Source organism: Desulfovibrio piger (assembly GCF_012843875.1).
Classification (GTDB): Bacteria; Desulfobacterota; Desulfovibrionia; order Desulfovibrionales; family Desulfovibrionaceae; genus Desulfovibrio.
Genome location: NZ_JABAFY010000030.1, coordinates 1 through 22,280 on the forward strand (window position 1 = coordinate 1; position 22,280 = coordinate 22,280).

The 22,280-nt window shown below is 65.4% G+C and carries 21 protein-coding genes; 13 read left to right on the plus strand and 8 right to left on the minus strand.

Translation table 11 applies throughout. The features are described 5' to 3' along the window. The first annotated feature begins 662 nt into the window (after positions 1 to 662). From rpsB to HF854_RS08365, 3 genes are all read left to right on the plus strand, one after another. A complete protein-coding gene (rpsB, locus tag HF854_RS08355; protein ID WP_006007837.1) occupies positions 663 to 1,424 on the plus strand; it encodes a 30S ribosomal protein S2 in 762 nt (253 codons plus the stop codon). A 241-nt stretch (positions 1,425 to 1,665) separates the two neighbouring features. Beyond that, complete coding sequence (gene tsf / locus HF854_RS08360; RefSeq protein ID WP_006007838.1) at positions 1,666 to 2,520, plus strand: translation elongation factor Ts; 855 nt, start codon at positions 1,666 to 1,668, stop codon at positions 2,518 to 2,520. A 188-nt stretch (positions 2,521 to 2,708) separates the two neighbouring features. Continuing rightward, entirely contained in the window at positions 2,709 to 4,295 is a 1,587-nt protein-coding gene (locus tag HF854_RS08365; protein WP_168935876.1) for a TerC family protein, read from the plus strand. Between the two features lie 294 nt (positions 4,296 to 4,589). Here the strand turns inward: HF854_RS08365 and HF854_RS08370 are convergent, their stop codons facing one another. After that, positions 4,590 to 5,696 carry an AI-2E family transporter gene (locus tag HF854_RS08370; protein WP_168935877.1) on the minus strand — a complete coding sequence of 369 codons (1,107 nt, stop codon included), beginning with the start codon at positions 5,694 to 5,696 and terminating at the stop codon, positions 4,590 to 4,592. 538 nt (positions 5,697 to 6,234) lie between these two features. On the opposite strand from HF854_RS08370, the gene pyrH reads away from it, so the two are divergent. From pyrH to HF854_RS08410, 8 genes are all read left to right on the plus strand, one after another. Beyond that, entirely contained in the window at positions 6,235 to 6,951 is a 717-nt protein-coding gene (gene pyrH / locus HF854_RS08375) for a UMP kinase (protein ID WP_006007843.1), read from the plus strand. A gap of 40 nt (positions 6,952 to 6,991) precedes the next feature. Further along, entirely contained in the window at positions 6,992 to 7,552 is a 561-nt protein-coding gene (frr, locus tag HF854_RS08380) for a ribosome recycling factor (protein WP_168935878.1), read from the plus strand. A gap of 135 nt (positions 7,553 to 7,687) precedes the next feature. Further along, positions 7,688 to 8,410 carry an undecaprenyl pyrophosphate synthase gene (uppS, locus tag HF854_RS08385; RefSeq protein ID WP_168935879.1) on the plus strand — a complete coding sequence of 241 codons (723 nt, stop codon included), beginning with the start codon at positions 7,688 to 7,690 and terminating at the stop codon, positions 8,408 to 8,410. Continuing rightward, positions 8,400 to 9,212: a phosphatidate cytidylyltransferase gene (locus HF854_RS08390; RefSeq protein ID WP_168935880.1), complete on the plus strand. Its 813-nt coding sequence runs from the start codon at positions 8,400 to 8,402 to the stop codon at positions 9,210 to 9,212. The genes uppS and HF854_RS08390 overlap by 11 nt, the downstream gene beginning before the upstream one ends. 360 nt (positions 9,213 to 9,572) lie before the next feature. Beyond that, positions 9,573 to 10,892, plus strand: coding sequence for a 1-deoxy-D-xylulose-5-phosphate reductoisomerase (dxr, locus tag HF854_RS08395; RefSeq protein ID WP_168935881.1), 1,320 nt, complete (start codon positions 9,573 to 9,575; stop codon positions 10,890 to 10,892). Further along, on the plus strand, positions 10,886 to 12,013 hold the full coding sequence (gene rseP / locus HF854_RS08400) for an RIP metalloprotease RseP (RefSeq protein ID WP_346765649.1): 1,128 nt from the start codon (positions 10,886 to 10,888) through the stop codon (positions 12,011 to 12,013). The genes dxr and rseP overlap by 7 nt, the downstream gene beginning before the upstream one ends. Positions 12,014 to 12,034: 21 nt before the next feature. Further along, entirely contained in the window at positions 12,035 to 12,847 is an 813-nt protein-coding gene (tsaB, locus tag HF854_RS08405) for a tRNA (adenosine(37)-N6)-threonylcarbamoyltransferase complex dimerization subunit type 1 TsaB (protein ID WP_168935882.1), read from the plus strand. Between the two features lie 133 nt (positions 12,848 to 12,980). Further along, positions 12,981 to 13,487, plus strand: a complete 507-nt coding sequence (locus HF854_RS08410) for a hypothetical protein (RefSeq protein ID WP_168935883.1) — start codon at positions 12,981 to 12,983, stop codon at positions 13,485 to 13,487. Positions 13,488 to 13,910: 423 nt separating this feature from the next. On the opposite strand, the gene HF854_RS08415 is transcribed toward HF854_RS08410, so the two are convergent. After that, entirely contained in the window at positions 13,911 to 14,978 is a 1,068-nt protein-coding gene (locus HF854_RS08415; protein WP_240937701.1) for a tetratricopeptide repeat protein, read from the minus strand. Positions 14,979 to 14,989: 11 nt separating this feature from the next. Then, positions 14,990 to 16,777, minus strand: a complete 1,788-nt coding sequence (locus HF854_RS08420; RefSeq protein WP_168935884.1) for an LIC12162 family transferase — start codon at positions 16,775 to 16,777, stop codon at positions 14,990 to 14,992. A 189-nt stretch (positions 16,778 to 16,966) separates the two neighbouring features. On the opposite strand from HF854_RS08420, the gene HF854_RS08425 reads away from it, so the two are divergent. Then, entirely contained in the window at positions 16,967 to 17,881 is a 915-nt protein-coding gene (locus tag HF854_RS08425) for a DMT family transporter (RefSeq protein ID WP_168935885.1), read from the plus strand. Then, positions 17,878 to 18,513, plus strand: coding sequence for an RdgB/HAM1 family non-canonical purine NTP pyrophosphatase (rdgB, locus tag HF854_RS08430; protein WP_168935886.1), 636 nt, complete (start codon positions 17,878 to 17,880; stop codon positions 18,511 to 18,513). Before HF854_RS08425 ends, rdgB begins: the two co-directional genes overlap by 4 nt. A 551-nt stretch (positions 18,514 to 19,064) precedes the next feature. On the opposite strand, the gene HF854_RS08435 is transcribed toward rdgB, so the two are convergent. Genes HF854_RS08435 through HF854_RS08455 form a run of 5 tightly spaced genes read right to left on the minus strand, consistent with a single transcriptional unit; the run spans position 19,065 to position 22,230 of the window. Next, the gene (locus HF854_RS08435; protein ID WP_168935887.1) at positions 19,065 to 19,616 is read right to left on the minus strand and encodes a 4Fe-4S dicluster domain-containing protein; all 552 of its coding nucleotides are present in this window, start codon (positions 19,614 to 19,616) and stop codon (positions 19,065 to 19,067) included. After that, the gene (locus tag HF854_RS08440; protein ID WP_168935888.1) at positions 19,609 to 19,989 is read right to left on the minus strand and encodes a hydrogenase maturation nickel metallochaperone HypA/HybF; all 381 of its coding nucleotides are present in this window, start codon (positions 19,987 to 19,989) and stop codon (positions 19,609 to 19,611) included. The genes HF854_RS08435 and HF854_RS08440 overlap by 8 nt, the downstream gene beginning before the upstream one ends. A 13-nt stretch (positions 19,990 to 20,002) precedes the next feature. After that, entirely contained in the window at positions 20,003 to 21,091 is a 1,089-nt protein-coding gene (locus HF854_RS08445; RefSeq protein WP_168935889.1) for a hydrogenase large subunit, read from the minus strand. Then, the gene (locus HF854_RS08450; protein WP_168935890.1) at positions 21,088 to 21,627 is read right to left on the minus strand and encodes an NADH-quinone oxidoreductase subunit C; all 540 of its coding nucleotides are present in this window, start codon (positions 21,625 to 21,627) and stop codon (positions 21,088 to 21,090) included. Before HF854_RS08450 ends, HF854_RS08445 begins: the two co-directional genes overlap by 4 nt. A gap of 21 nt (positions 21,628 to 21,648) precedes the next feature. Beyond that, a complete protein-coding gene (locus HF854_RS08455) occupies positions 21,649 to 22,230 on the minus strand; it encodes a 4Fe-4S binding protein (protein WP_168935891.1) in 582 nt (193 codons plus the stop codon). Between the last annotated feature and the right edge of the window lie 50 nt (positions 22,231 to 22,280).

Sequence of the window (22,280 nt, forward strand, 5' to 3'; positions counted from 1 at the left end):
GCGTCTTTAGGCGCAGCCGGTAACAGGCCCTTACAGGGCCAGAGCAAACCACCCGCTTTGCGGGTGGTTCTGATTTGCAATGTGCCGGAGTGTTCGGACGCATCAGACGGCACATGGGAGGACGCGCCAGGAAAAATGCCGACTGCCGGAGCTTCCGGGCAGAGCCGCCGGAAAGGGCCTTTGCCGCTGTGCCGGGCACGACGGCAGCCGGTCTACGTCGGTCGCCCGGGAAAAGACGGGCGTGCGTCGCGGCAGGGGACGCATCGCGGTACCTCGCCTCATGACAGCCCTGCGGCAGGGGCCCGGCGGTGATCGCAGCAGGGCTTCGCCGGTGGGCCTGTCTGCCACGGGAATGGAACAGGAACGGCGGGCGCGCTCCTTCGGCCCTGCCATACGTCCGCAACGGGACGGCTGCGGCGGGAAGACGGCTCCGCCGGCGGGGAAAGAAGCGCCTTGTTGCCGTCGGGGCTTGCCATTTGCGGGCTTTTGGTCTATGGAAGCTCGTTCATCGAAGCACACTCCGGCAGCGGCCCGGGGTGCCCGGCAATGCGCTACGGCGCATTTTTCGTTGTCTTCCGGTCATGGGGCCGGGGGCGGCGGCAGGCCGGGTTGCAGGGTCTGGGCCGGTGTGGAAGATCACAACCCTTTTGGAGGATTGAAAAATGGCTTACGTCAGCATGAAGCAGATGCTGGAAACCGGCGTGCATTTCGGTCACCAGACCCGTCGTTGGAACCCCAAGATGCGTCCTTACATCTTCGGCGCCCGCAATGGCATCCATATCATCGACCTGCAGCAGACCGTGAAGCTGTTCCGCGTGGCCTATGACAAGGTGGTCGACACCGTGGCCAACGGCGGCAAGGTGCTGTTCATCGGTACCAAGCGCCAGGCCCAGGAAGCCGTGGCCACCGAAGCCACCAAGGCCAACCAGTACTACGTGACCAACCGCTGGATGGGCGGCACCCTGACCAACTTCGTCACCATCCAGAAGAGCGTGGAACGCCTGAAGAAGCTGGAAGGCATGTTCGCCGACGGCAGCATCAACCGTTACCAGAAGAAGGAAATCCTGCTGCTGGAACGCGAAATGCAGAAGCTGGAACAGACCCTGGGCGGTATCAAGAACATGGATCGCCTGCCCCAGCTGGCTTTCATCATCGACCCCCATCGCGAAGACATCGCCGTGAAGGAATGCCGCAAGCTGGGCATCCCGATCGTGGCCGTGACCGACACCAACTGCGATCCCGATGTCATCGACTACATCATCCCCGGCAACGATGACGCCATCCGCGCCATCAAGCTGTTCGTGACGGCTTTCTCCGAAGCCTGCCAGGAAGGCGAAGCCCAGATGAAGGACGGCGCCGCCGTGGAAGCCAACGCCGAAGAAGCCATGCAGAAGGCTGCCGAGACCGAAGCTGCCGCCGAGTAGTTCCGGTACGGTCTTCTGACCTCGGGCAACGCTGTTGCCCCGGGCATCGGCCCTGCTGATGTCCGCGCCCGGACGGGGATGCCCCGTGGCGGGCGACGCAGGAACCGGAGCAGCAAGGCTCCGGCCCCCCCATGCTTCAAAAAGGTGGCGGCGCGGCTTTCGGGCTGTGCCGCCACCCTGCGCACTGCGCGATTTTTTTGGAATCTTGCTCCGGCCCAGGCCGGATACACAGGAGAATACAATGGCTATTTCCGCCGCTATGGTGAAGGAACTGCGCGAAAAGACCGGCGCCGGCATGATGGACTGCAAGAAAGCCCTGGTGGAAGTGGACGGCGACCTGGAAAAGGCCGTCGACTGGCTGCGCCAGAAGGGTATGGCCAAGGCTGCCAAGAAGTCCGGCCGTGCCACCAGCGAAGGCCTGGTGATGGCCGCCGTGAGCGCTGACGGCAAGACCGTGGCCATGTCCGCCCTGCTGTGCGAGACCGACTTCGTGGCCCGCGGCGAACAGTTCGAAGCCCTGGCCGCCAAGGTGGCCCAGAGCGTGCTGGACAGCAACCCCGCCGACGCCGAAGCCCTGAAGGGCCTGGTGGGCGAAGACGTGACCCAGCTCATCGCCTCCGTGGGCGAAAACATGCAGCTCGGCAACTTCACCCGTCACACCCGTGAAGACAACGAAGTGATCGGCCAGTACATCCACGCCAACCGCAAGATCGGCGTGCTGGTGGACCTGGTGTGCGACAGCGCCGCTACCGCCGCCAAGCCTGAAGTGCAGGAACTGGCCAAGAACGTGGCCATGCAGGTGGCCGCCACCAACCCCATGGCCCTGGACGGCGCCAGCCTGGACGCCGCCGCCATGGAACGCGAGCGTGAAGTGTACCGCCAGAAGGCCCGCGAAGAAGGCAAGCCCGAACAGATCGTGGAAAAGATCGCCGAAGGCGCCGTGAAGAAGTTCCAGAAGGAAGTCTGCCTGATGGAACAGCCCTACATCCGCGACGACAAGAAGAGCATGACCGAAGTGGTGCGCGAAGTGGCCAAGGCCGCCGGTGGCGACATCAAGGTCGCCGGCTTCAGCCGCATCCAGCTGGCCGCTGAATAAGCTGTCCGCCATGAAGATCCCAGGAGGGGCTCCGGCCCCTCCTTTTTTTTGGCCCTTTTCCCGGCCATGCCGACGCTTTCCTGACGGACGCCGGCGTATGCTGCCTCCATCCAGTCCGGGACTCCGTGCGGAGCGGGAGGGCCGGGCATCACTTCAGCATCACTGCCGCAAGGAGGCGGAAAGCTCCCATGTGGGATTTCTCGTGGATCGCCGATCCCTCGGCCTGGGCCGGGCTGGGCACCCTGATCGTGCTCGAGGTCGTGCTGGGCATCGACAACCTCGTTTTCATCTCCATCCTCACCTCGCGCCTGCATACGCAGGAACAGCGCCGCCGGGCTTTCCTCACCGGTCTTGGTCTGGCGCTCGTCATGCGCCTGGTGCTGCTTTCCGCCATCGCCTGGATCGTCAGTCTGACCGAGCCCCTGGTCACGATCTTCGGCAAAGCCTTCTCGTGGCGAGATTTCATCCTCATGGGCGGCGGCATCTTTTTGCTGCTCAAGGGGACCATGGAGCTGCACGAGCGCCTGGAAGGCGGCATGGCCGAATACTCCTCGGCGCCCACGCGCTCGGGCTTCTGGCAGGTCATCATCCAGATCCTGGTGCTGGATGCCGTGTTCTCCCTGGATTCCATCATCACCTCGGTGGGCATGGTGGACCATATCCCGGTGATGATGCTGGCCGTCGTCGTGGCCATGCTGGTCATGGTCATGGCCGCTGCGCCGCTGACAAGTTTTGTGGAGCGTCACCCCACGGTCATCATCCTGTGTCTGGGCTTTTTGATGATGATCGGCCTGAGCCTGCTCATGGACGGTCTGGGCTACCATATCCCCAAGGGCTATCTCTACGCGGCCATCTGCTTCTCGGTGCTGGTGGAGATCTGCAACCAGGTGGCCCTGCGCAACCGACGCAAGCGCATCAGCATGCGCGACATGCGTGAATCCATGGCCATGGCGGTGCTGGGGCTGCTGGGCGGCGGACGTCCCGGCGAGGAAGAAGCGCGGCGCGATGCCGCGGCCCTGGCCAGCGAGAGCGATGCCCAGCCCCTGTTCGAGCCGGAAGAGCGCGACATGGTAGCCCGCGTGATCCGCCTGAGCGGACGCACGGCCCGCTTCATCATGACCCCGCGCCACCGGGTGCGCTGGCTGGACAGCGAGGCCGACTATGCCACGGCCTGCCGTTTTGCCAGCGAGAGCCTCTCGCCCTGGCTGCCGGTGCTGGACCCGGACAGGGACGAAGTGCTGGGCGTGATCCATACCGGGGATCTGGCGGCCGTGACGCCCCAGGGGCCCGTGACGGGCACGGAGCGTCCCGGTACGGCAGCGCCGCAGGATGATGGCAGCGGGCGTGTCTGGAGCGTGCGGCCTCTGCTGCGGCCCGCGCCCACGATCTTCGAGCATGCCTCGCTGACGGAGATGCTGGAAACTTTTCGCGAAGAGCCCACGCCCCTGGCCTTCGTGCGTGACGAATACACGGATCTGGTGAGCGTGCTGGCAGGCCAGATGGGCGACATGCCCGCCGGGCCCGAAACCTGCCGCCAGCCTGACGGCTCGTGGCTCATGCCCGGCCGCCTGACCGTGGATGCCGTGACCTCCTGGCTGGGCATCCACCTGCCGCCGCGCAGCTCCTCGGCCACACTGGCGGGGCTGTTGCTGGAGGCCCTGGGGCATATCCCGCACGAAGGCGAGCGGGTGCGCATCCAGGGCTGGCGGATGAAGATAGTGAAGATGGACGGCAACCGCATCGACGAGGTGCTGGTCCGCCGTCTGGAACATTAGCTGTCCCGGCGGGGCGGCGTCTGCCGCCGGTGCCCGGAAGGGCATGCCGGACGGCCCGTGTGTCCCGGGCCGCTGCAGGACGCCGGGGATGGGAACATCCCCGCCGGGACAGCAGGATTGACCGGAAGCAAGGAATCAGGTTCTCCTCCTTTCCCCTTTTCCTTGCTGCCGGAGCGGCAGCTGTGGGAGGCTGTCGCATACAGGGGACGGGTGCCGTGGATCCCGTCCCCTATCTTTCACCTGCCGGGGGGCAGGTAATGGAAGGCCACCCGCCGTTGCGGGTGGCCTTTTGCGTCATGCCGCAGGGCCGTCCCCGTCCGCATCCTGTGCGGGGGCGCTGCCGTCCAGCGTCAGGGGCGGCTTGAATTCGTCCATGAATATCTTCCAGACCGTCACGAAGAGCACGGCCAGCATGGGGCCCGTCACGAAGCCGTCCATGCCGAAGAGCGAGAAACCGCCCAGCGTGGAGAGCAGGACCATGAAGTCCGGCAGCTTGGTATCGCGCCCTACCAGGACGGGGCGGAGGATGTTGTCCGCCAGACCGATGACGAAGACCCCGTAGGCCAGCAGCACCACGCCGGACACATAATCGCCCGTGAGCAGCAGGTACCCGGCCACCGGCGCCCAGACCACGCCCGCGCCCACCACCGGGATGAGCGAGAGCAGGGTCATGACCACGCCCCAGAGCACCGGGGCCTTGATGCCCAGTATCCAGAAGATGAGACCGCCCAGCGCGCCCTGGGCCATGGCCACCAGCAGGCTGCCCTTGACCGTGGCCCGCAGCACTTCGGCGAACTTGGCGAAGAGCAGATCCTCGCGGTGGTCGCCAAAGGGCAGGGCCCGGATGAGCAGCACGCGCAGCTGCTTGCCGTCGCGCACCAGGAAGAAGGCCAGATAGAGCATGATGCAGAGGTCCACGAGGAAGTTCACCGTACTGCCGCCCAGGGCCACGGTGTTGCGCGCTACCAGCCCGCTGACCTTGACCGCCAGCTCGGAAAGTTTCTGGGTGATGACCTCGGGGCCGTAGCCGTAGCGGGTGAGCCAGTCCTGCACGCCGGGCGCCACCTCGCGCAGCTTTTCCAGCGTCTCGCGGATGTCATGTCCGCCGGACGTCAGGCGGCCGTAGAGATTGGCCACCTCGTTGATGAACGTATAAAAAATGTACGCGCAGGGCACGATGATGAGCACCAGGCTCAGGATCACGCAGGTCAGCGCCGCCAGGTTGCGTCCCATGCTGCGGCGTTGCAGGGCATCGTAGACGGGAGTGGAGAGCAGGGCGATGACGATGCCCCAGAAGATGACATCGAAGAAGGGGCGCAGCATCCAGAGGAAAGCCAGCGAGACGCCGGCCAGCAGCAGGAGAAAGGCGCGATCTTCAAAACGGTTGTTGCATTCGAGCATGGGGACTCCTTGCCGGGTCTGCGCGCGGCTTCGGTTCGGGACTCTTTCCGATACCGCAAAAGGCGGGGGCAGGCAAATAGGCTCCCGCTCCGGTTGCGTTCCCCGGCGGTGTCCGTATGCCTATCGGAGCGCCCGTTTGCGACGCTCTCACCATCCGGGCTCGACGCAGGGGCGGCGACAAAGGCATGACCGTCGACGCGGAGGGGAACGACGCGGGGTGTTTTTCCGCATGTCCTTCCGGCCGGGGAAACCGCAGGGACGTCCCGGCGGGGCAGGGAGGGAGGCGGCGGGCGGGAGCGCATGTCGCCCCGGCCATACGGCGTCCCTTGCCCGAACGGCGTGCCCGCCCCGGGTCGTACAGGCCGCCTTGCAAAGGGCCGTCCCGTGCCGTCCTGCGGGGGCGGCATGGTAAAAGTGCTTTGAGATAGCGACGTTTTTTGCTATGATGAAAAGAGCGCGTCCGAATGCCTGCTGTTCGGTATCGGACGATCCATGAAAGCAACAGCCGGCGTGGCCGGCTTCAACCAAGGCGGAACATATGGCTGAACTCAAGTACAAGCGCGTGCTGCTCAAGCTGAGCGGCGAGGCCCTGGCCGGAGAGCAGAAAACCGGTATCGACCCCGAAACCGTGGGCACCATCTGCAAGGAGATCGGCGGATTGCTCGACATGGGCGTGGAACTTGCCCTGGTCATCGGCGGCGGCAACATCTTCCGCGGCCTTTCCGGTTCCGCCAAGGGCATGGAACGTTCCTCCGCCGACTATATGGGCATGCTGGCCACGGTGCTCAATGCCCTGGCCGTGCAGGACATGCTGGAAAAATTCGGCTACCCCACCCGCGTGCTGTCCGCCATCGACATGCAGGAAGTGTGCGAGCCCTTCATCCGTCGCCGCGCCATGCGCCATCTGGAAAAGGGCCGTGTGGTCATCTGCGCCGCCGGTACCGGCAACCCCTATTTCACCACCGACACCACCGCCGCCCTGCGCGGCATGGAACTGCAGTGCGATGCCATCATCAAGGCCACCAAGGTGGACGGCATCTACGACAAGGACCCCGCCAAATTCCCCGATGCCGTCAAGTACGACAGCCTGAGCTATGACGAGACCCTGTCCCGCCATCTGGGCGTCATGGATGCCGCTGCCTTTGCCCTGGTGCGCGACAACAACGTGCCCATCATCGTCTGCCGCATGCTGGGCGGCGACATCCGCCGTGCCATCCTGGGCGAGCAGGTGGGCACCATCGTGCACGACTGCTAGTCACGATCTTTTCGAACTCTACAGTCCGTAAGGAGATTTTATGGATATCGATACCATCCTTCTGGATACCGAAGACCGCATGGAAAAAGCCATGGCCGCTCTGGAGCGCGACTTCCAGAAACTGCGCACCGGTCGCGCCACCACCGCCCTGGTGGACGGTATCAAGGCCGATTACTACGGCACCCCCACCCCCATCTCCCAGATGGCTTCCGTGGCCGTGCCCGACAGCCGCACCATCACCATCCAGCCCTGGGACAAGGGCGGCATCTCCGTGGTGGAGAAGGCCATCCTCAAGTCCGACCTGGGCCTGACCCCGGTCAATGACGGCCGCATCATCCGCATCAACATCCCGCCGCTGACCGAAGAGCGCCGCAAGGAGCTGGTCAAGGTGGCCCGCAAGTACACCGAAGACGCCAAGGTGGCCGTGCGCAACGTGCGTCGTGATGCCAACGACTCCCTGAAGAAGCTGGAGAAGGAAAAGACCATCACCGAAGACGAACAGAAGAAGGCCGAAGCCGAAGTGCAGAAGCTGACCGACAAGTTCGTGGCCGATGCCGACAAGCGCAGCCAGGCCAAAGAAAAGGAAATCATGGACATCTAGTGTCCGCCTTCCGGGAGCGGCCCTGCCGCTCCCGGACGTTTTCCGCAGCCCGGCCAGCCCCAGGGGCACCGGGCCGTGTTTTTTTCGGCACGGTCATGTTTTCCGGGCCTGTCGTCCCCGGTTCAGAGAGGTACCATGAGCGAAACGCTTACCCATCTTCCCGTACACCTGGCCATCATCATGGACGGCAACGGCCGCTGGGCCCAGGCCCGCGGTCTGCCGCGCGAGGCGGGGCACCGTGCCGGTGCCGAGACCGTGCGCACCATCGTGACCGAATGCCGCCGTCTGGGCATCCGCCACCTGACCCTGTACACCTTTTCCAGCGAGAACTGGTCGCGGCCCAAGACCGAAGTCTCGGCCCTGTTCTCCCTGCTGCTGGAATTTTTGGGCCAGGAAGTGCCCCGCATGGAGCGCGAGGGCATCCGCCTGAACATCCTGGGCGACATGGAGGCCCTGCCCCTGGCCGCCCGCACGGCCCTGCGCCACGGCCTGCGCCGCACGGCGGCCAATACGGACATGGTGCTCAACCTGGCCCTCAACTACGGCGGCCGCGCCGAGCTGGTGCGCGCCGTGCGCAGCATGATGGCCGAGGGCCTGCGCCCCGAGGACGTCACCGAACAGAGCCTGGCCGACCATCTGTACACCGCCGGACAGCCCGACCCCGATTTCCTCATCCGCACCAGCGGAGAACAGCGCCTGAGCAATTATCTGCTCTACCAGTGCGCTTACAGCGAATTCTACTTCACCCCCACGCCCTGGCCCGACTTCGGCGTGGAGGCCCTGCACGAGGCCCTGGCCGTCTATGCCGGACGCTCGCGCCGATTCGGGAAAACCCAGGAGCAAATCAATGGCCGTTGATCACGCCACCGACATCCGCCGCACCATCACCGGCCTCGTTCTGGCCGCCATCGTCGTTCTTGCCCTCGTCCTGCGGGGCTGGGTGCTGCTTGCCCTCATCCTGCTGGTGGCGGCGCTGGGCCTGTGGGAGTTCTTCTCCCTGTTCTGGGGCAACAAGCGCATCCCCAGCCGCGTCTGCGCCATCGCCCTGGGCTGGGGCATGCTGACGCTGACCTGGGCCCACCGCACGCAGGACGCCCTGGTCTGCCTGGGCGCGGGCTTCGTGCTGGCTGCCATGAGCTTCCTGTTCCGCTGGAACGAGGTGGAAGAGGAAGGCGTGCCCGCCTTTGCCGCCAGCGGCATCTTCATGGCCGGTCTGGCCTACATCCCGCTGCTGTTGCTGCCCGCCACCTATCTTTCCACCACCAAGCTCATCTTCGTGCTGGCGGCCGTGGCCGTCTCCGATACCTCCGCCTATTTCGTGGGCACCCGCTTCGGGCACCACAAGCTGTGGCCCCGCGTGAGCCCCAACAAGAGCTCCGAAGGCGCGGTGGGCAGTCTGGTGGGCTGCGTCATCTTCTGCACCATCTACGGCGCCTGCCTGGGCAGCGCCAGCTGGTGGGCCTTCGCCCTGCTGGGGATCGCCATCAATGCCTTTGCCCAGCTGGGCGACCTGTTCGAATCCGCCCTCAAGCGCGCGGTGCATGTGAAGGACTCCAGCAACCTGCTGCCCGGCCATGGCGGCATCCTGGACCGTGCGGACAGCATCCTGTTCGCCATGCCCATGTTCGCCGTCGTGGACCAGTGGTTCTTCTTCTTTTAGCCGTCATGCCGCCGGCAGCTGATGGAAGCATCGGCTGCCCGTGCTGAGCCCGATTTTGCAAAGGGGCCGGTCTTCTTCTGGGGGACCGGCCCCTTTGGCGTTTTTTGGGGGGACGCTGGCGGGGAATAGATCCGCTTGCGCTCTGTGGAATAGCCGTCGGATGACGGCCATTGCCCGGCATCCGGGCTGGGTCAAGCGCGGCGAGGCTGCAGGGTGGCGGGGTCTGCGCGTCCCCAGCCCTCCCTTCCCCCGCAAACACGCTTGCATCCCCCTCCTTCCTCCCTCCGGCCCGCTCTCGACGCGGCAAGGGATTTTTGGCATGCTGTGGACGATTTTGTCCCGGAGACAAAGGAGAAACACATGTCAGATCTGTGGCCCGGGCTGAACGGCCCTGCGATTCGGTATATTTCGGAAGCGCCTTCCGAGGCGTGGCGGCGCGGCGTGCGCCAGCTTGTCCTTTTGGGCTCCACCGGTTCCATCGGCGGCAACACATTGGCGGCCATCCGTTCGCGGCGGCGTGAATGCGTGGTGCTGGGCCTTTCCTGCGCGCGCAACATCAAGACCCTGGCCGAGCAGGCCCAGGAGTTCCGGCCCCCGTATCTGGCCGTGCTGGACGAGGCTTCGGCAGCGGGCCTGCGCAAGCTGCTGCCCACGGGCTACACCCCCGAGATCCTGGTGGGCAGCGAAGGCTATGCCCGTCTGGCGGCCCTGCCCGAAGCGGACACCGTGCTTTCGGCGCAGGTGGGCGCGGCGGGCCTGGCCGGGACGCTGGCGGCCGCGCTGGCGGGCAAGGTCATCTGCCTGGCCAACAAGGAATCGCTGGTGCTGGCCGGTGACATGCTGCGTCAGGTCTGCGCCCGTACCCATGCCAGCATCCTGCCGGTGGACTCCGAGCACAACGCCATCTTCCAGTGCCTGGCCGGACGCGGGCAGGAGGTGGACCGCCTGCTGCTGACGGCCTCCGGCGGCCCGTTCCGCGGCCGCAGCCGCGAGGAGCTGCGCAACGTGACCCGCGCGCAGGCCCTGGACCATCCCAACTGGAAGATGGGCGCCAAGATCAGCATCGACTCGGCTACCATGATGAACAAGGCGCTGGAAGTGGTGGAAGCCTTCCACCTGTACGGCGTGCCGCTGGAAAAGATCACGGTGCTGGTGCATCCGCAGTCGTTGGTGCATTCGCTGGTGCAGTTCACGGACGGCAGCCAGCTGGCGCAGCTGGGCACGCCGGACATGCGCATCCCCATCGCGGCCTGCCTGTTCTGGCCCCGCTGCGTGGATACGGGCGTGCCGCCGCTGGATCTGGTCAAGGCTGGCACCCTGCAGTTCTTCGCCCCTGACGACGAGGCCTTCCCGGCCCTGAAGCTGGCGCGTCGCGCTCTGCGGGAACGCGGCGGCATGTCGGTGGTGATGAACGCCGCCAACGAGGCCGCCGTGGAGCTGTTCCTGTCCGGCAAATGCGCCTTTGCCGACATCGCGGATCTGGTCTCGGCCGCCATGGATGCCCATGCCGCCGGCGAGCCGGGGCACGAACCGTTCTGCCCGCCGCTGTCCTGTAGCGGCGATGACAGTCTTGCCCTTGAACGGGAAGTGACTATCTTGACAGAGCGCATGTCGCGCCTTGACCTGAAAACACGCGAGCTGGTGAAACAGCTGGCCCGCGCCGGAGTTGACGAGTGCTGACGACCATCGTTGCCGCCATCATTGTCCTTGGCGGCCTGATCTTTTTCCATGAACTGGGACATTTCGCCGTGGCCCGCTGGCTGGGCATGGGCGTGTCCACCTTTTCCCTGGGCTTTGGCCCCAAACTGCTCAAATACCGTCACGGCAAGACGGAATACGCCCTGTCGCTGGTGCCTCTGGGCGGCTATGTGGCCCTGGTGGGCGAGAACGACGAGAACGACATCCCCAGCGGTTTCACCCGGGAGGAATGCTTTTCCCTGCGGCCCGCGTGGCAGCGCTTCCTCGTGATCGCGGCCGGGCCCTTCGCCAACATCCTGCTGGCCTGCATCCTGTGCTGGGTGGTGGCCTGGGGCTGGGGCAATGCCGTCATGCTGCCGCAGGTGGGCGCCGTCATGCCCCAGAGCGCGGCGGCACAGGCCGGTCTGCAGAAGGGCGACCTGATCCTGAGCATCGACGGCCGTCCCCTCCATTCGTGGGACGAGATATCCCCGACCGTGGCCGAGGCCAACGGCCGTCCCCTGACCCTGACCGTGGCCCGGCAGCCCGCCGAGGGCATGACCCAGGGCACGGAACTGGAACTGACCCTGACGCCGCAGTGGAGCACGCGCAAGACCATCTTTGGCGAGGATGAGAAAGCCTGGCTCATCGGCATCGGGCCGCTGGGCTCGGTGCGCGTGGAAGAACTGGGCTTTTCCGAGGCGTTGAAGACGGGCCTTGTCCAGACCTGGCGTCTGGTGGACCTGACCTGGCAGAGCTTCGTCAAGCTGGCCCAGCGCGTGGTGCCCGCCGATCAGGTGGGCGGCCCCATCATGATCGCCCAGATGGTGGGCCAGCAGGCGGAGCAGGGCCTTGGGGGCGTGCTCGGCCTGGCGGCGCTCATCAGCATCAACCTGGCCATCCTCAACCTGCTGCCCGTGCCCGTGCTGGACGGCGGCCAGATGCTCTTTTGCCTCATCGAGATGATCTTCCGCCGCCCCGTGCCGCAGAAGATCCAGGAATGGGGCATGCGCGTGGGCATGGCCCTGCTGCTGAGCCTGATGATCTTTGCCACCTTCAACGACGTGACACGCATCATCAATACGCCGGACGAGGCCCCGGCCGTGGAAAAGACGGCCCCCTAGCGTCCGGCGGGAGAAATCGATATGGCGACACACGCTGTCCCGGGAACGGGACTGGAGCTGATACTCAACGCCGCTGAAGGCGTGCTGCAGATCGTGGTCACGGAGGATGAGGCCATCCTTTGTGCGCAGGAATGGTACCGCAGCGAGCGGGCCACGGAGATCCTGGCCCCGGCGCTGGCCGAGCTGGCCACGTCGTTGGGCATCCGGTGGAGCGATCTGCGCCGCATCGCCTGCGTGCGCGGGCCGGGCTCCTTTACGGGCATCCGCCTGACCCTGGCCACGGCCGCCGCCCTGCGCCGTTGCGGCCGGGCGCAGCTGGCCGGGCTGGACTACATGCAGGCCCTGGCCACCACGGCCGTCATGCGGCGCGGCATGCTCTACGGCGGCCACGTCTGGGTCCTGACCCATGCCCGTCGCAACCTTGTCCACTGCCAGCCCTTCATCAGCTACGGGCCCGAGATCCCGGCCCAGCCCCTGCAGGGCGTGACCCTGTGCACGCCGGCCGAGGCCGTGGCGGCCATCACGGCCGATACGGCGGACGCCACGCTGGTCTGCGGTACGGGCCTGCGGCGCAATGTGGACGCCTGCGCACCGCTGGAAAACCTGCCTGCCGTGACCTGCCTGCCCGCCTGCATCCATGCCTCCACCGAGGCCCTGTGTTTGCTGGCAAGGCATGGTGACTATGCTCCTGAGGACATCGAGCCGCTGTATGTGCGCCCCTGCGATGCCGTGGACAACCTGCCCGATCTGGCCCGTCGCCAGGGCCGGGACAGCGATGCCGCCACCGCCGAACTGGAGCGCCTACTGCATCTGGCCCCGGGCAGCGAGATCTGATGTTGTGATGTGATGGGACGTGTCCTGGGGAAGGGAGACCTTTTCCCAAAGACACGCCCCTCGTGTTTTCTTGTGGGCGTGCCTGCGCCCCGGAGCCCTTCACGGCGACGTCCTTTTCCAAGGAGGAACGCGCATGTCTGACGAACATATCCTTGAGGGCAGCGATGCCGCCGAACGGCCCCTGCTCAGTTATCGCCAGTCCTGGCTGGCCTGGGCCGGACCGGTGCTGATGCTGCTGGTCTGCGTGGCCCTGTGCGTGGCCGGGCAGCGCTACATGCCGGAATTTTTCTGGATCTTCGCGGGCGTGGGCGCCCTGCTGGTGCTGTGTATGGTCTACAGGGTCCTGCTGGTGCGCAGCGTGCACCTGTATGCCGACAGCAAGGGCGTCTGGCTGTACCGGGGCATCCTGCCCTGGAACCGGGGCGCCGTGGGCGTCAAATGGCGGGACATGGAAGATGCGGCCTTCACCTCGGGTTTCAGCAGCTGGCTGTTCAACAGCTACACCGTGCGGGTGGGCAACCGTTTTTCGCAGCAAAGCGAGATACTCGTACACAATATCGCCAACGGACGCGAAGCCGTGAACCAGCTCAACGAGCTGCAGGGACGTTTTTGCGGTCGTGCCGCCCGGCATGACGACTGATCCTCCCCGTCTGAACCGGGGAAAGAGATACGAGAGGGGGAGGGGCGTTTTTTGGTAAAAACTGCCCCTCCCCCTCTCGCGCTCTTCCCCACCCCGAAAAAACTTTTCTTCTGGTCTGTATGGCGGGTCTCCGTCGCTGTATGGCGGACATGGTGCCGCAAGGCTGAATCGGCCCGGCGCAAGGCTCACGCTTCGTCCATATATTCTATTCCTCTGGATGGCATAAAAACGCCCCGTATCGTCTTGATACGGGGCGTTTCTGTGCTGCCGGGGACACAGACGCCCGGCACGGTTTCGGCGTCTCTGATGACCGTCAGGGGCCATAATAAAAGTTTTAGGGAAGGAGAGGGGGAGCATGAGGGGGAGAGGGAGGACCCTTTTCCAAAAGGGTCTCCCTCTCCCCCTCATAAAAAATCTCCGTCGTTACTTGCGATTCTGGGCGCGCAGATAGGCCTTGGCGTCAGGGTCGCCGTTCTTGGCGGCCAGACGGTACCAGCGGGTGGCTTCGGAAAGGTTGCGCTGCACGCCGGTGCCCTGGTCGTACATAAGGCCCAGACTGTACTGGGCGGCGGGCTCGTTCTGGTCAGCGGCCTTGCGGTACCATTCCACGGCCTTGGCGTAGTCCTGCGGCACGCCGCGGCCCTGTTCGTACATGAAGCCCAGATTGTACTGGGCCTCGGCATAGCCGCGCTCGGCGGCACGGGTGTACCATTCCACGGCCTTGAGGTTGTCCTGGGCAAAGCCGCGGCCTTCGGCGTACATGTAGGCCAGATTGTTCTGGGCCTTGAGGTGGTCCTGTTCGGCGGCGCGCTGGAACCAGTGGGCCGCCTTGGTGTCGTCCTGGTTGCTGGCCTTGGCGTTGAGGTACATCCAGCCCAGGGAGTACTGGGCATCGGCCAGGCCCTGGTTGGCGGCACGGCCGTACCAGTCGATGGCCTCGTTCTCGCTTTTGCGCACACCGCGGCCGTGGGCGTAGAGGTAGCCCAGATTATACTGGGCCATGGCCAGGCCCTGCTCGGCGGCCTTGCGGAACCAGCGTCCGGCCTCGCCGTAGTTGCGCCGCACGCCGTCGCCCGTGGCCAGCGCGGTGGCCAGCGCGTTCTGGGCGTTGGCCAGGCCCTTGTCGGCGGCCTGACGGAACAGGGGCACGGCACGCTGGGGGCTCTTTTTGACGCCGCGCCCGTCCTGGGTCAGGCGGCCGAGGATGTACAGGGCCTCGGCATTGCCGTTTTTGGTGAGCGGCGTGAGCAGGGTGACGGCTTTTTTGTAATCCTTGCTGTCCAGGGCGCTCTGGACTTCGCCCAGCACGGCTTCCGCGGCGCGCTCTTCGGGACTGGGGACGCTTTCTGCGGCCTGAGCGGCGTCAGGGGCGGGAGCCGCGGTATCGGCCGCCGGGATGGACGCGGGCAGCAGCAGGGTCAGGGCCAGGACGGCGGGCAGGGCGAACAACGGCAGGCGGCACAGGGCGCTGCCGGTGGACATACGGGACATGGGAGGTCTCCTTACAGGCGTTGCAGCAATGAAACGATATGGGCATCCGGGCCCTTGGGATCGACGAAGGCGTGCTCGCGGCAGAAGGCCCGGCGGGCGGACTGGACGCGCTCATCCAGCCACCAGCGGGCGGGGTTGTCCCAGACTTCCCGGACCTTGGCGGCGGCCGCCTCGGCGGAAGGCTGCCAGATGCCGGCCTCGGCCAGCAGATCCAGCCGGGCCAGGGCTTCGTCGGTCATGGGCCAGATGGATCTGTCCCAGTAGGCGATGGTGGGCACATTGGCCGCCAGGGCCTGGAGCAGGGTGGTGCCGTGATGGTCCAGCACCATGAGGGCGCAGGTGAGCATCCGGGCTTCCAGCGGGCCGCTGCACAGACGCACATGGGGGAAGCGCGGCAACAGCCAGGGCGCATCGTCCAGCGCGCCCGGCGCGTCGAAATGGGGGCGGTAGAGGATCTTGTCGTGCAGGCGGCGGGGCAGGTCCTCAAGGAACCACTGCTTGTCTTCCCGGTACTGGAGCCATTGCAGGGGCGTGGGGCGCGAGTCGAGACGATGCCCGTACAGGGGCATCTCCGCGCCTACGAAGAGCAGGGTATCGTCGCCGCCGCGCCACTGGTCGGCCATGTTGGCCAGCAGGGGATAGGGCAGCGGCAAGAACTGGCCGCCCTTGCCCGCACCCGTGGCCTCGTAATGGCTCCAGCCCCAGGTGCCGAACGCGTGCTGACTGAACTCCACCAGCGGGGTCTCGCACAGGCAGCGCACCTGGCCCACGTTGCCCCCGTGCTGGACGAACATGACACGGTGGCCGCGGGCACGCCAGAGGGCCAGCTTCTGGCGGTAATGGGTATCCTCATGCGCACGGACCGAGGCCACGCGCACGCGCGGGACACGCGCCGGGGCGACGTGGTCGGGATGATCCAGCTCGGCAAGGGTCTGGGGCAGGGCGCCGATGAAAATGGGCAGGGGATCGAGCGGCAGGTCGTGCTTCACACCGGTGGCCGCGCTGCCGAAATGGGCGGCCAGAGGGCGGCTGGCATCGGGCTGGCGGCTGGGATGGAGCAGGGCCAGCGAATAGCGCAGGGCCTGATGCAGCCGCATGCCGCGCAGGGGCGGGCAGGGCAGGCGCAGCACGCAGGAGCGCGCCCAGGCCCGCAGGCGCTGTTTCAGGCTGCCGCTGTCTTCCGGCGGGATGAGCTGGCCATAGGAGGCGCACACGGGCAGGGCGTAGGAGCGGGTCCAGCGTTCGGGCCAGACGGCCTCCAGCAGGCGGGACATGAGCCAGGTGTTCCAGTCCGCGCCCAGGGCGCCGCTCATGACGAAATCGTGTTCCGTGGCGAAGGAAAAGGCGCAGTCCTCGGGCAGCAGCTCCACATGCAGGGGCAGGTGGCCCCAGTCCTCCACCATGGCGCGCACGCGCAGCCAGCGTTCCACCAGCTGGCGCGCCACCGTGCAGGCCCAGGGCGTCAGCAGGGTCTCCCAGTAGACGCCGGGCAGGTCGATCTCGTCCGGGCCCAGCAGGGTCCTGACGGGATTGTTTTCCTCGGCGCGACGGCGTTGCAGGTCCAACAGGTGCCGCCCCAGGGCGGGGATGCTGTCCACGGTCAGGGACTGGGCCATGAGCACGGCCCTGTCCAGGGTGGCGGGATCGCGCAGGGGCTCCCGGCCGAAGACGAAGCTGTCTTCCCAGCCGGGAAAGAAATCTTCTTCCGTATCGAAACACCAGGGCCCGGCTGCCCAATGGGTATCGGGATCGGCCCCACGGGGCATGAGCCCCAGGACAAGGTGGCGCGTCTGAGCCATGAGAGCAAACCTTGGTGGAAGTGGGCAGCGGGGGAACCCCGTGCGGGAGTGGAGACAGTGCGACATGCGTCGCGTAACGGCCAAGATAGCCGGTTTGCAGGGAAAAGGAAAGACTGCCCCGTCCCGCTTTTGCCATTTGCAGGGCAACCTGTTATGAGAGCGCAGGAGGACGGCAGCGCCGGGAAAAGCATGAAACAGAACACATCAGGCTACTTGCTGGCCCTGCTGGCCGTGGTCATCTGGTCGGGGAATTTCGTGGTGGCGCGCGCCGTGGCGGACATGATCCCGCCGTGGCAGTGCAACTTCTGGCGCTGGTTCACGGCCTTCGTCACCATCCTGCCCTTTGCCTGGCGCCATCTGCGCGAGGACTGGCCCGCTCTGCGCCGTCACTGGCGTTTTGTGGTGGTCATGTCCCTGCTGGGCGTGACGCTGATGAACACCTTTTTCTACAAGGCCGGGCAAAGCACAGAGAGCCTGAACATGGCCCTGATCGCGCCCACGGCCCCCATCATCATCCTGATATTCTCGCGCCTGCTCTACGGTGAGGCCATCACCCCGCGCCGTCTGCTGGGCATGCTGGTGGTGGCCACAGGCATCGTGATCCTGGTCAGCCGCGGCGATATGGAACGCCTGGCGGCCCTGCGCTTTGCCCTCGGTGACCTCTGGTCCCTGGGCGGAGCGGCAAGCTTTGGCCTGTATTCGCTGTTCATGCGCCACCGGGGCACGGATCTTTCGGTCTTCGGCTTCAGTGCCGCCACCTTCGGGCTGGGGGCGCTGTTCTGCGTGCCGCCCGTGCTGGCCGAGATGTGCTGGCTGCCGCCCGTGCAATGGGAGCCTGCCGTCATCATAGGCGTGCTCTATGCCGGGGTGGGCTGCTCCTTCTGTTCCTTCTGCCTCTGGACGGCCGCCATCAGCCGTATCGGGCCCGTGCGTGCGGGCATCGTCTACTACAGCATGCCCGTCTTCGCCGCCACGGGGGCCCATATCGTCCTTGGGGAGGCCGTCAACACGGCCCAGGTAGTGGGCGGCATGCTCATCATCGGCGGCATCCTGATCGCGACACTGCAACGACCGCACCTGCCGGTGCGCAAGGAGAACTCATGAACGACAACGGAAAGCTGCGAGTGGTGCTGGCCACCCATAATGCCGGCAAGATCCGGGAACTGGCCGATCCCATGGCCGACTTCGGCATCGAGGTGGTGGGTATTTCCCTCTTCCCCGAGATCGGCGAGATCGAAGAGACCGGGACCACCTTCGAAGAGAATGCCCTCATCAAGGCCCGTGCCGTGTGCGCCGCCACCGGTCTTGTGGCCGTGGCCGACGACTCCGGCCTGGAAGTGGACGCCCTGGACAAGGGCCCCGGCGTCTATTCCGCCCGCTATTCCAACGACTGGGAAAGCCTGCCCGGCGAGAGCGTGGACAAGCGCAACATGCGCAAGCTGCTTTTTGAACTGCGCGATGTGCCCCAGGCCCGCCGCTCCTGCCGCTTCGTGAGCTGTATGGTGGCCGTGCATCCTGACGGCCGCGAGCTTGTGGTGCGCGGTACCTGGGAAGGTCGCATCCTCGAAGAGCCCCTGGGCGAGAACGGCTTCGGCTACGATCCCCTGTTCTGGGACGAGAGCATCCGCAAAAGCGCCGCCCAGCTCACCCGTGACGAGAAGAACGCCCGCAGCCATCGCGGCAACGCCCTGCGGGCCCTGCTGGCCCGCTGGTCCGATTTCATGGCCGGGAAGTAGCCCGGGAGCACCCGGTGATGCGGGGAAAGGGGGGGGCTCGTCGCTGCTGCCGATGCCAGTAACGTTCCTGCCCCGTTGATGGGGACGGCCTATCGTTTTTGAGGGAAGAACCTCCTCATTGTTGCTGTCGATGCCCGTAACGCTCCCTTGTCGCTAACGGGCACGGCCTGCGGCCGCCATCCGGTCGCTGCTGGCGCGAGAGGGGTTCCCCCCTCAAACTCCCCCCTCCCCAGCGCGCTTTATCGCGGTGCCTTCGGCACCGACGGGGGGCCGGAGACAAGGCTGTTTGATGCAAAGTAATGGAACGTCCCCACTGCCGCGATCATGCGGCAGTGGGGACGTTCCATTACTTTTGTGCGGGAGATGCTCCGGACAGGATGCCCGCGGCTTTCCCGTGCCCCGGCGGCAGGGAGCAGGCCGGGACGGATAAAAGTTTTTGGAAGGGAGATGGGGGAGCACGAGGGGGAAGAGGGAGAACCTTTTTCCAAAAAGGTTTCCCTCTTCCCCCTCGTCAAAACGCGGCTGCCATGCAGCCTGTGGGCCCGTGGGCGCTATTCGGCGGCAGCGGGCTTTTTCTTTTCGGGCTTGGGCGTTTCGATGATGGTGCCGTCGGGCTCCACCATGGAAAGGGCGTGCACGGGGCAGGCCTCCATGCAGGCGGTGATCTTTTTGCCGTTCTCTTCACGCCAGGCCTTGCACATGTCGCAGCGCACGGCCACTTCGCGGCGGCTGCGCTGGGCCATGGTCTCGCCGCCTTCTTCGGGCATGCCGATGGTATCCAGCGAGATGGTGCCGTAGGGACAGACGGCGATGCACATCTTGCAGGCCACGCACAGCTGCACGCGCATGGTGATGCGGCCGTCCTCTTCCTGCTGCAGGGCGCCGGTGGGGCAGATGTTGCAGCAGGGGGCGGGGTTGCACTGGTGGCAGCGCACGGTGGTCTTGAAGCCTTCGGCCTTGACCACCTGCACGCGCGAGACCAGCACGTCGCGGTGCTTCATGGCTTCCTTGAAGGTCATCCCGTGGTGCGCGGCGATACAGGCCACTTCGCAGCGGCGGCAGGCGCGGCATTTGTCGGGTATTACCTGAATATGCTCAATCATGGCTTTCCTCCGGCTCCACCTCCAGATTGGTCATCACAAGACCGTGTCCGCCGGTGAAGCGTATGGCGTCGCTGCCGCAGTGGGGGCAGGTGAAGTGCCTTCTGTGCAGCTCGAATGTATGTCCGCAATCCGTGCAGCGGCAGGGCAGGGGAGCGGTCTGCAGGATGAGCTCCGCGCCTTCGGCCATGCCGCCCTGGGCAAAGATCTCGAAGCAGCCTTTCAGGGTCTGCGGCTCCACACAGGAGATGAGGCCCAGCTCGCAGGTGATGCTACGGATGCGGCGCACCCGTTGTTCCGGGTGGGCCGCATTGTGGTCTTCCACAGTTTTCAGGGCTATCTTGAGCAGCCCCTGGACAAGACTGGCTTCGTGCATCCTTGTTTCCGGCCTAGCGCTCCGTGCAGGAGACGCAGGGGTCGATACTGTTGGTGATCAGGGCCACGTCGGCCACGGCGCAGTCGCGCATCATGACGCCCAGGGCCTCCCAGTTCATGTACGAAGGCACGCGCCACTTGAGGCGGGCCGGGATGTCCGTGCCGTTGGTACGGATGTAGTAGAAGACTTCGCCGCGGGGCGCTTCGCTGCGGGCGCAGGCTTCGGCCGTGTGGATCTGGCGCATGGGCACGCAGTGGGGGCCTTCGGGCATGCGTTCGCAGCACTGGCGGATGAGCTTGAAGGATTCGAAGATCTCGTCCAGGCGCACCATGGTGCGGGAGTGGATGCAGCAGCCGTCATGGGTGATGCTCTTGAACTCCAGGTCGGGATAGGCCGCATAGGGCGAATCCTTGCGCACGTCGATGGCGATGCCGGAACCGCGCGCCACGGGGCCCACCACCCCCAGGCGCAGGGCGTCTTCCCTGGGCAGCAGGCCCAGGCCCTTGGTACGGCCCAGGACCATGGCGTTGGTGGCATAGATCTCGCGGATCTCGTCCACGGCGGGCTCCACCTTGTCGATCATGCCCAAGATGTACTTGAGCATGTCCGGGGGCACGTCGCACTTGACGCCGCCGATGCAGTTGGAGGCCAGGTTCATGCGGTTGCCGTACACGGTCTCCTTCACGTCCTGCATCATCTCGCGCACTTCCATGACGTGCATGAACAGCGACTTGAAGCCGATGATGTGGGCCTGGATGGCGGTGTTGAACAGGTGCGAGGCCACGCGCTTGATCTCTTCGGCCAGCACGCGCAGGTAGCGGGCACGGACGGGGATCTCCATGCCCAGCACGTTTTCCACGGCCATGCTGTAGGTGAAGCTGTGGCTGTTGGAGCACAGGGAGCAGACGCGCTCGGTCAGGGTGACGTTCTTGATGAGGTTGCGCTGGGTGGCCAGGGCCTCCATGCCGCGGTGCACGTGACCGGAGGTCAGCTCCACCTTGCGGATGGTCTCGCCTTCCACGGTGAGGTTGAAGTAGACGGGCTCTTCAAGCGCCACATGCACGGGGCCCAGCGGCATGTTGAAAGTGGTGAGCTTGCTCATGCGCGTTCCCCTTCCTTTTCTTTCAGAATGCGTTCCCAGAGGTCCGTGGTGCAGGCCCCGTTCATCATGATGGACAGCGGCACGGCCTCGTTGAGGATGCCGGCGTCCAGTTCCTCGTCAAGGAAGAGGCGGCGCGGGTTGGGCTGGTTGGCCACGCGGATGCCGTACAGTTCCATCATCTCGCGCTCATGCCAGTCGGCATTGGCGAACAGGGGGGTGATGGAAGGCACGGTGTTGTGTTCGGCGGTCAGGGTGACGGTGATGTTGTAGACCACGCCCTGCAGCTCGAAGTGGTAGCACAGTTCCTGCTGCTGTTCGCCCAGCTGCTTCAGGTTGTAGGCCGTGATCATGCACAGACGGGCATGGGCGCCCTGCAGGGCGGTGGCGGCCTGGCTCATGAAACGGGGATGGTCCAGACGGAACCAGTGGAAGGCGTTGCCGTAGGCGTCGGTGCTGTGATGTATGGCTTTGTCGCGGGTGCAGAGGGCTCCCAGAGCCTCTATGAGCGCGGCGTTGCCTTGCAGAATCTCTTGCATGTTCAATCCTCGTAAAAACGGCTAATCCGTGGTGGGCGCGGCAGAAGCGGGGGGCTGGGCGGGCTCCATGGCTTTGTGGGGCTCGGGCAGATGACAAAGGCTGCGTTTGGCGTCCTCGATCTGGCGGCACTTGGGGCACAGGTGACGGATCTGGTCGGGGTCGATCTCGCTGTTCTTGGCGTAGAGTTTTTCCGCCAGTTTGAGCGGCAGGGGCCGCATGAGGGTGCCGCAGTGCGAGCAGGGTTCGTAATTGATGGTCTGCTGCTCCACACGACCGAACTTTTCGGACTCCAGGTGGGCCGAATGCCAGTCATTGGTGATGCTCATGGCACCGGTGGGGCAGTACTGGCGGCAGGAGGCGCACAGACAGCAGGAGTCCTGCCAGACCGTGATGGTGTAGCCGCTGTTGTCCGGTTTCTGGCGGATGTTGATGGCCCCGGCGGCACAGACATGACGGCACACGCCGCAGCCCATGCACAGGTTGGGGTCGATCTTCACCCGGCCCCGCAAGCGCTCGGGCGTGAATGTTTCACCCAGCGGGAACGGGTCCGTGCTGGGGCCTTGCAGCAGATTGCGGAACAGAATTTTCAGAAAACCCGCCATAATTATTCCTCCGGGCCCGGGCGCGGGCCTTTGGGCGTACGGGGAATCAG